Consider the following 8,660-nt stretch of genomic DNA (forward strand, 5'->3'; position numbering starts at 1 on the left):
ATACGAAGCGGTGGTCGAATTTCATCTTCGCGGGGCTCTTCGCCGTCGCGTTGATTCTCTTTTCACGCATCTTGCTGCCGTTCATGATGCCCGTCCTGCTGGGCGGCTTCCTGGTGGTGCTGTTCATGCCCATCCAGGACTCCTTGAGCCAACGGCTCCGGGGTCGCAAGTCCCTGTCGGCTGGGCTGTCCACCCTGGCGGTGTTCCTGCTCATCCTGGCGCCCCTGGCGCTGGTGGGCTGGATGGTGGCCCGGGAAGTCCTCCAGTTCGTGGGCCAGGCGCAGGACCTGCTGGATCAGGTGGACCTGCGCCACCACTTCCTGGCCAGCCTGCCCCGTGGCGTCAGCCGCTACGTGCGCTTCGACCCGGAGAGCTCGGAGACGGAGCGCCTGCTGATGACCGCCGTGTCGGGCGGCGCGGGGCTGCTCGCGGACCTGGTGGGCGCGGGCACGGAGCTCATCGTCAACATGTTCCTGATGACGGTGGCCATGTACTACTTCTTCCTGGACGGCCGCCGGCTGGTCAACGAGGTCGCGAAGCTCATCCCGCTGGAGCGCCGCTACTTCGACGCCTTCTCGCACGAGTTCACCGACGTCGCGTACGCCATCATCTACGGCAACACCGTCACCGCGCTGGTGCAGGGCGCGGTGGGCTTCGTGGGGCTGCTGCTCGCCGGGGTGCCGCACGCGGGCGTGTGGGGCGCGGCGATGGTGCTGGTGGCGCTGGTGCCCGTGGGCGGCACCGCCCTGGTGTGGGGGCCCATCGGGGTCATCCTCATCGCGGCGAACCGGGTGAGCGAGGGCGTGTTCCTGCTCGCCTGGGGCACGTTCCTGGTGGGCAGCATCGACAACGTCATCCGTCCCCGCCTGTGCGGCTCGCGCATGGCGCTGCACCCGCTGCTCGTCTTCCTCTCCATGTTCGGCGGGCTGGCGGTGTTCGGGATGATGGGCCTGCTGGTGGGGCCGCTCATCGCGTCCATCTTCATGGCCATGGTGCGCATCTACCGGCGTGACTTCCTGGGTCGGGCCCCGGAAGCGCAGACAATGCCGGGAGTGCAGGAGGATTCCTCGCCTTCCCTGTCCGTCCCGCCCTCGCCAGTGGCCTCGAGCGTGGGCCATGTGATGAACGCCTGACCTCGCGGCGCCGAGCCTGGACTTCGCCGTCGGGCTGGGTGAACCTGCCCGGCGCATGACGACCACCGGAAGTGCGAGGGTCCCTTCGGGGCTGGTGTGGACCCTGGCCCTCGTCGGAGCCCTTGTGTCGCCCGCCGCGGCGGCCTCGGCCCCCCTGGCCCCGGCCTCCTTCCATGGCCCGCGCGAGGCCCCATCGCGCCTGTCGCTGCGGTCAGGCGCGGGGCAGGGCAGCGCGAAGAAGGCCTCCGAAGCGGAGCTGGGGGAGCCCACCTGGCTGCGGCTGAACCTGTCGCTGACGGCGACGTGGCGGCGCTACTGCGCGCGGCCCGGCGTGGCCGGGTGCGGCGAGTACGAGCGGCTCCCCGAGGAGGATCAGGTCGGGGACACGTCCGACTTCTCCTCGACGAAGCCGTACCTGGGCTTCTTGCTGGAGGTGGACGCGCTGCCCCTGGCGCACCGGGAGACGTCGGTGCTGCGCGGGCTGGGCCTGCGGTTGGGCATCCAGCAGGGGTACTCCTCGTCGGACGTGACGCTCACGGGAGACGGGGGGCAGACCCCGGCGCGCGAGGCATCCGCCACCGACACCGCCTTCACGGCGCAGGCGCTCTACCGCTTCTACTTCCGCTTCGGCACCACGCGGCCCCAGCAGGGCTACGTGGGGGCCCGGGCCGGCCTGCAGACGCGCGCGTTCGACGTGGACGACGCGGAGGACACCCCGCTGTCCGGCACGCACCGCGTGTTCCCGGCGGTGGCGGTGGACCTGTCGGTGCCGCTGTTCAGCTCGGTGCGGCTGGACGCATCGGGCGGGCTGCTGCTGTCGCCGAAGCCGGGCCGTCCGCCTGACGCGGACGGTGGGCGCCGGGCGCAGGAGATCACCGACTTCGGCACGTCCGTGAGCAGCTTCGGCTGGAGCGCGGAGCTGGGCGTGTCGGGGGAGATCTGGGGCCCGCTGGGCTACGACGTGGCCTTCCGCCTGGCGCACTTCCGCGACCGCTTCGAGGGCTCCGGCACGCGCACGGGGTGGACGAAGGGTGGCGTCGCCGAGGAGACGTACTCCAGCCTGCACGTCGGCCTGATCGCGTCCTACTGACACCCGCGCTGTCCGGCCCCGGACACCTTCCTGTCCGGCAGGTGTCGGGTGCGTCCGGGATGCCTACCCCTTTCCCCCACGGTCTGATTCCGGCCGTGGACCCAAAGGGGGGCGTGTCTCGGTGCGAGCAACGCGATGGTGGAGGCGGGGACTGGCGGGCGTGGTCTGCCTGGGAATGGTGGCGTGCGGCGGCGGTGACACCCTGCCACCGTCGGGGACCGGCTCCGACATTCCGAACAACCCCGGCGGCAGCGGAGGGCCCGACGCGGGCACGGTGCCCCAGGAGACGCCCGACGCGGGCACGGCCGACGCTGGCGCGGACGCAGGGACGAATCCGGACGCGGGCACCCCGACGGACGCGGGCACGACGCCGCAGGTGTGCGCGCCCACCGCGGGCGACACGCGCTGGGTGCTGGAGGGCGAGTCCTTCAGCGCGCAGGTGCGCTGCGGGACGAACCACACCGCGCCCACGCTGCGCTTCGGGGTGAAGAACCTGCCCGCGGGCGCCACGTTCGATGAGGCCACCGCCACGCTGCGCTGGACGCCCGCGCTCAATCAGGGCGCGGTGTGGATGCTCACGCTGGAGGAGCGCAGCACCGGGGAGACGGGCACGCTGAAGGTGGGCGTGGCCAACAACGACGCGGCCCCGGGCAAGGTCCCCATCGTCGATCCCCTGACGTACACGGAGGAGTACGGCCTGCCCGTCGTGCACCTGTTCTTCGACAAGGCGGTGGGCCTCACCTCCGGGTCCTACCGTCCCGCGGAGGTCGTCTACCGGGGCCACCGCTTCACGATGGAGGCGAAGTACCGCGGGGCCACGTCCAGCGTGTTCCCCAAGCGCAGCCTGACGTTCAAGTTCGCGGAGGACGACCTGTTCTCCGAGCCCGTCTTCGGCGACGGCTTCAAGGACCGCAAGCGCCTGGTGTTGATCACCCCGTTCAATGACAACTCGTACCTGCGCTCGCGGCTCGCGTTCGACCTGTGGAACAAGCTGGCGCCGGACGCCGTGCGCATCCGCACCTTCAGCGTGGTGGTGTACGCGAACAACGAATACCGGGGCCTCTACACGGCGGCGGATCACCCGGACAAGCGCCTGATGGAGGGCAACGGCCTCGACAAGGACGCGGACCTCTTCAAGGCGGTGGACGCCGACGCCAACTTCTCCCGCGTCCGGCGCAACAACGTGGCGAAGGCGAACCTCCACGAGGGCTTCGAGAAGGAGGACGGCACCCCCGAGGAGGGCCAGGCCCACGCGTTCGACACGCTGGACACCTTCGTCGCCTGGGTCGCGGACTCGAGTCCCGAGGCTTTCCGCCAGGAGTTCGGCACGAAGCTCAAGGCGCGCGACTACGAGAACTGGTGGATCTTCAACACGCTCATCCTGGGCAACGACTCGCAGGCGAAGAATGCCTATCACGCGTACGACCCGAAGACGGGCGGCCCCTGGCGCTTCATCCCCTGGGACCTGGATGCGAGCTTCGGGCAGAACTACGACACCACGCGCTCCATCCCCACGGCGCGGCCCACCTATGCGGGTGACAACCTGCTCTTCAAGAAGATGCTGGACGAGCCCGCCATCGCCACCCCGATGCGCGAGCGCTACCGCCAGGTGCTGAAGAACGAGGTGAGCGAGGCCACGGTGCAGGCGCTCATCGACGGGTACGTGAAGGAGCTGGGCCCCAACGCGCAGCGCGAGGAGGCGCGCTGGGCCGCCGAGTACCAGGCCTTCGCGAAGCCGGACACCATCGGGCACCCCAACTTCCCGGAGTGGCACCTGCGCCAGGACTTCAACACCCACGCCGAGGAGGTGGAGTACGTGCGGCAGTGGGTGCACACGCGCTGGACGGCGTTCCAGTCGCAGGTGCCCTGAGCATCAGCGGGGTTCGGCCCTCTTGAAGCGCAGCTTCTTGAGGGCCTCGAACTTCGCCCGGTCCCGGGGCGGGGTGGTCGCCACCAGGCCGTCGAGCATGCGTTTGGAGCTCTGGTAGATCTCCTCGACGGCGACGTCGAAGGCGTCGGTGTTCTGCTTCGACGGCTTGCGCGTGCCGGCGATCTTCCGGACGAACTGGAGCGCCGCCGCGCGGATGTCGTCATCGGTGGCGGGCGGCGCGAAGTTGAACAGGGGCTTGATGTTCCGGCACATGCCCCGGAGTCTAGGCCAGCGTCCGGACGGGGCCTACCACTGGGCGGGGTCGGCGTCGGCGAAGGTCGTGCCCGCCGCGATCTCGTCGAACCAGATGCTGCGGTTGGCCTGGCTGCCCTGCATGTAGCCGTTGTCGTACCAGCCGTTCGCGTAGAGGCCGACGCGGAACTGGAAGTAGCGGTCGTCGGAGACGGTGGTGCTCAGGTTGTACTGCTCCAGCACCTTGGTGCCGTCGAACCAGAGCTTGTAGAAGCCGGTGCCGTCGCTCGCCCACTTCGCCTGGATGATGACCTTGTGCCACTCGCCCGCGGTGATGGTGGCGAGGTTGCCGAACGTGACCGTCTTCTGGTTGCAGACGGAGCCCTGCTTCACGCGCGTGAAGAGCTGGTTGCCGGAGATCCACACCATGCTGGACGGCATGTAGTCGTCGCAGCCGGTGTTGGAGAAGTCCGCGATGAACTGGGCGATGTTGTAGGACTGGGGCTGGAACTGCCAGTCGGCCTGCAACCGGAACGCGAAGCCGTAGAAGCCCGTGTCCCCCCGGCGGTACACGTTGTTCCTCACGACCTCCGAGTGATAGCGGCCGGTGTACGCGGGGTCGTAGATCTGCGTCACCTTGATGGCCGTCGGCCCCTCGTAGGTGACGTTCGTCACCTCGTTGACCGACCCGTTGTGCTCCCGGTTGATGGAGTTCCATCCGGAGAGCGTGCCGGTGTTGCGGAAGATCTCCGCGGCCTCCGCCACCAGACCGAACGCGAACAACGACACCCCCACAGCGACACCGACGTCCTTGAGCTTCATGGCGTGAGCCCTTCCTGGAGTTTTATGATGCGATTGGTTCTATAGCGTTTTGCGCGTTTTCCAAGCTAAATCACAGGCAGATCCGTTAGGCTGTCCCTTCCACCTGGGAGGCCTCATGAACGGCGTGCGTTGCCTGTTGTTGAGCTTGGGTTTGGTGCTTTTTTCCGCGCAGGGTGCATTCGCGGCGCAGGGAGAGATCCTGGCCCGTCCCTATGGAACGGTGCCTGGGATGAGCCTCGGCTACTGGGAGTACCTGCCCCCGGACTATGACGACAACGCGACCGGGAGCTACCCGCTCGTGGTGTTCCTGCACGGGACGGGGGAGGCGGGCAATGGCAGTGCCGCGGCCCTGGAGAAGGTCATGGCCCTCAACGCGCCGCCCCGGCTCATCCGCAACGGGCGTGAGTTCCCGTTCATCCTGATCGCCCCGCAGCGCTTCAACGCGTTCATCTCCGTGGCGGAGATCGACAAGATCATCGAGTTCGCGAAGGTGCACTACCGGGTCGATGCCAGCCGCGTGTACCTCACGGGCATCTCCGCGGGCGCCATCCAGGTCTGGGCCTATGCGGCGGTCCACTACGACAAGCTCGCGGCCATCGTGCCCATCGCGGGCAACGGCAACAGCCAGAACCTCTGCCCGGCGGCGGCGGCGGGGCTGCCCGTCTGGGCCTTCCATGGCTCGGCGGACGGCACCGTCTCCCCGTATGGCTCCATCAACCCCGTGAATGCGCTCAACACCACGTGCTCGCCCAGGGCGAATCCCGCGGCCCTGCTCACGCTCTATCCCGGCGTCGGTCACGACTCGTGGGGCCGCACGTATGACGGCACCGCGGGGCATGACGTCTACACGTGGATGCTGGGCTACTCGCTCTAACGCCGCTGGAACGGCTCCATCTGGGCGGCCAGGGCCCGCTGGAAGGCGGGCCGCGCTTCACAGCGTTCCTTGTAGGCCTTCACCGTGGGCATGGCCTCGAGCAGGTCGGTGTGACGGAGGTTGCGGAGCACCGTCGTCATCATGAGGTCGCCCGCGGTGAAGCGGTCCTCCAGGTACTCGCGGTCGCCCAGGCACACCGCCAGCTCCGCGAGCCGCCGCTGGACGGCCTTCTCCACGTCCGGCCGGTGGAGCTGGGCCCACGTCTTGCCGGCGTGGAACAAGTCGATCTCCGCGAGCTGCTGGATGCGGATCTCCACGGAGTTGAGCGCCGCGAACAGCCAGGTGATGGCGCGCGCCTTGCCCGCTTCGTCGGTGGGCAGCAGCACCTCGCTGCGGGAGGCGATGTGGAGCACGATGGCCCCCGACTCGAAGAGGGAGAGGCCGTCCTCCTGGAACACCGGCACCTGTCCGAAGGGCTGGAGCGCGCGGTACTCGGCGGAGGCCTGGACCTCGGGGTCGATCAACCGGGCCTGGTACGGCAGGCCCGCCTCCTCCAGCGCCCACCGCACGCGGAGGTCACGCACCAGTCCCTGCGCGAACGGCGGGACCCACTTGAAGGCGCTGATGGTGATCATGCGCTGATGATGGGGAGCAGGGACCGAAAGGGGAAGACGCACGTCGCGGGCGTGACCCCGCTGCCTGAAGGCCGGTAGCGAAGAAGCCTTGACGGGTTTAACGTGAGGGGTGCGTGCGAGGCCCCGGGGTGGGGCCTCGAGCCCGGACGAGGTGCGCCGTACCCGGTCACGACAAGACGACGCCTTCAAGGGAGTCGTGCGCCATGTCGTCGTGGATCCTTCTCGTCATCGCCGGGCTGCTCGAAGTGGGCTGGGCCATTGGCCTCAAGTACACGCAGGGCTTCACCCGCCCGCTGCCCAGCATCCTCACCGTGGCGGCCATCATCGCGAGCATGGGCCTGCTGTCCTTCGCGGCGAAGAGCCTGCCCATCGGCACGGCCTACGCGGTCTGGGTGGGCATCGGAGCCTTCGGCGCGGCGGTGCTGGGCATGGTGCTCTTCCACGAGCCCGCCACCGCGCCCCGGCTGTTCTTCCTGGGCCTGTTGCTCGTCGCCATCGTGGGCCTGAAGGCCACCAGCGGTACACACTAGAACCAGGAGGAGCGCCTCATGCTTGTCGTGTACCAGTCCCTGGAATCCGTCGGGCACAAGGAGACCACGGGGCACTCCGTCCTCAGTGGCAACAGCTTCAAGCACAGGGCCCAGACGAATGCCGGCAAGGTGTACGACCTCGACAACGAGGACCGGAAGCTCTCCTTCCCGGTCCCTCGTTACGACTTCGCCAAGAAGAAGATCAAAAGCGAAACCATGGAGATCGAGTTCGCCACGGGACCCGAGTCCAAGGCCTTCTCCGAGAACTTCAAGAGCGGCCAGGACGCGGATGAGCTGCTGGAATTCCTGGCAGGCGTCATCGACACCATCGTGAAGAGCACGATGAATCGAACGAGCACGAACGGTGGCTTCACCACCCGGCCACCCACGATCATCGTGCTCGGGGAGCTGTATGGCGAGGAGCTGATGGGGAAGACCATCCAGGGCTATGACGTCATCTATGGAATGAACCCCACCGGTGACTCGCGCCACCGCTTCACGGTGCTGAAGCTCCAGCACAGTCAGATCGACGACTTCGACCTGAAGATCCATCACTTCGATACGCTCTCGGACGACAACAAGGATGAGAAGGCCATCTGCATGACCCTGACGATCATGGGTTGGCTGATGGCCTTCGTGCACATCCCGAACAAGATCTGCAACAACGCGGCAAAAGTGGTGGAGTACCTGAAGTTCAATGCGATGCGCTCGACGGGCAGGGAAGAGCTGGATCTGCTGATTGGAGACACCAATCAAAAGAGCTCGGGCTTCATGTCGTCAGCGCTGCAGGGCGAGCTGGGCGGTACGGACTGGGTGAGCAGCATCCATGGAGGCGAGCAGGAGCTCGTGGGCTATGGCGGCCACAGCACGTTCAGCATCGCGGGAACCAACAGTGGGTTTGATACCCACTTCGACATTGCCTGCACCCGTCATGCTGTCGCCAAGATCAAGGACAACAAGGTGGTCGGGAGCGACACGACGGACCCGGCCTACGAGCCGGCCTTCGTCTTCCACGGCCTCACGGACAAATACACGCAGCTCAACAACAAGGCGTACGCCTACAGCGATCACAATGGCGTGATCATCGAGGTGCTGCGTCGCAAGGATGTCCTGGCCTACAACGCCCATCGGAGGAGTTACGTCCTCTGCCGCAGCTGCAATGGGAAGTTGACGGGCATCGAGACGCTCACCGGCATCCACCTCAACTGCCGGACCCTGGCCCTCACCTATGTCCCCAAGAACGACGGGTCGCTCAAGCGCGTTGCACCACACCCAACGCCTGGTCCCACGAAGAAGCGCAAGCTCAATCCGGGTAAGGGTGGCGATCACTAGGCCTTGTGGGAGGAGTGGACGATGAGCGACGCGAAGTTCGAGCTGTACTACTGGCCCGGCATCCCAGGCCGTGGCGAGTTCGTGCGGCTGGTGCTGGAGGAGGCGGGGGCGGACTGGGTGGA

The 8,660-nt window shown here is 67.3% G+C and carries 9 protein-coding genes and 1 riboswitch; of the genes, 6 read left to right on the top strand and 3 right to left on the bottom strand.

Translation table 11 applies throughout. From position 1 onward, the window contains the following. From D7V93_RS30700 to D7V93_RS30710, 3 genes are all read left to right on the top strand, one after another. The coding region (locus D7V93_RS30700) for an AI-2E family transporter (protein WP_147451420.1) at window positions 1–1,133 on the top strand (1,133 nt) is incomplete at its 5' end. A gap of 55 nt (window positions 1,134–1,188) precedes the next feature. Continuing rightward, window positions 1,189–2,223 (top strand): hypothetical protein, encoded by a 1,035-nt coding sequence (locus D7V93_RS30705; protein WP_208723208.1) that lies wholly within the window; start codon window positions 1,189–1,191, stop codon window positions 2,221–2,223. Window positions 2,224–2,398: 175 nt separating this feature from the next. Next, complete coding sequence (locus D7V93_RS30710; protein WP_120646770.1) at window positions 2,399–4,093, top strand: CotH kinase family protein; 1,695 nt, start codon at window positions 2,399–2,401, stop codon at window positions 4,091–4,093. Between the two features lie 3 nt (window positions 4,094–4,096). On the opposite strand, the gene D7V93_RS30715 is transcribed toward D7V93_RS30710, so the two are convergent. Both D7V93_RS30715 and D7V93_RS30720 read right to left on the bottom strand, forming a co-directional pair. Continuing rightward, window positions 4,097–4,366: a DUF2277 domain-containing protein gene (locus D7V93_RS30715; RefSeq protein ID WP_120646771.1), complete on the bottom strand. Its 270-nt coding sequence runs from the start codon at window positions 4,364–4,366 to the stop codon at window positions 4,097–4,099. Window positions 4,367–4,399: 33 nt separating this feature from the next. Next, window positions 4,400–5,167: a polysaccharide lyase family 20 protein gene (locus tag D7V93_RS30720; protein ID WP_120646772.1), complete on the bottom strand. Its 768-nt coding sequence runs from the start codon at window positions 5,165–5,167 to the stop codon at window positions 4,400–4,402. 229 nt (window positions 5,168–5,396) lie between these two features. On the opposite strand from D7V93_RS30720, the gene D7V93_RS30725 reads away from it, so the two are divergent. Further along, window positions 5,397–6,041: a carboxylesterase family protein gene (locus D7V93_RS30725; RefSeq protein ID WP_244237614.1), complete on the top strand. Its 645-nt coding sequence runs from the start codon at window positions 5,397–5,399 to the stop codon at window positions 6,039–6,041. Here D7V93_RS30725 and D7V93_RS30730 read toward each other — a convergent pair. Continuing rightward, the gene (locus tag D7V93_RS30730; RefSeq protein ID WP_120646774.1) at window positions 6,038–6,676 is read right to left on the bottom strand and encodes a glutathione S-transferase family protein; all 639 of its coding nucleotides are present in this window, start codon (window positions 6,674–6,676) and stop codon (window positions 6,038–6,040) included. The two genes, D7V93_RS30725 and D7V93_RS30730, sit on opposite strands and share 4 nt — an antisense overlap. A gap of 115 nt (window positions 6,677–6,791) precedes the next feature. Continuing rightward, window positions 6,792–6,862: riboswitch (guanidine-III (ykkC-III) riboswitch) on the top strand. A gap of 17 nt (window positions 6,863–6,879) precedes the next feature. On the opposite strand from D7V93_RS30730, the gene sugE reads away from it, so the two are divergent. After that, window positions 6,880–7,206, top strand: a complete 327-nt coding sequence (gene sugE / locus D7V93_RS30735; protein ID WP_120646775.1) for a quaternary ammonium compound efflux SMR transporter SugE — start codon at window positions 6,880–6,882, stop codon at window positions 7,204–7,206. An 18-nt stretch (window positions 7,207–7,224) separates the two neighbouring features. Continuing rightward, the gene (locus D7V93_RS30740) at window positions 7,225–8,538 is read left to right on the top strand and encodes a hypothetical protein (protein WP_120646776.1); all 1,314 of its coding nucleotides are present in this window, start codon (window positions 7,225–7,227) and stop codon (window positions 8,536–8,538) included. The last annotated feature ends 122 nt before the right edge of the window (window positions 8,539–8,660 follow it).

Source organism: Corallococcus llansteffanensis (genome assembly GCF_003612055.1).
GTDB lineage: Bacteria > Myxococcota > Myxococcia > Myxococcales > Myxococcaceae > Corallococcus > Corallococcus llansteffanensis.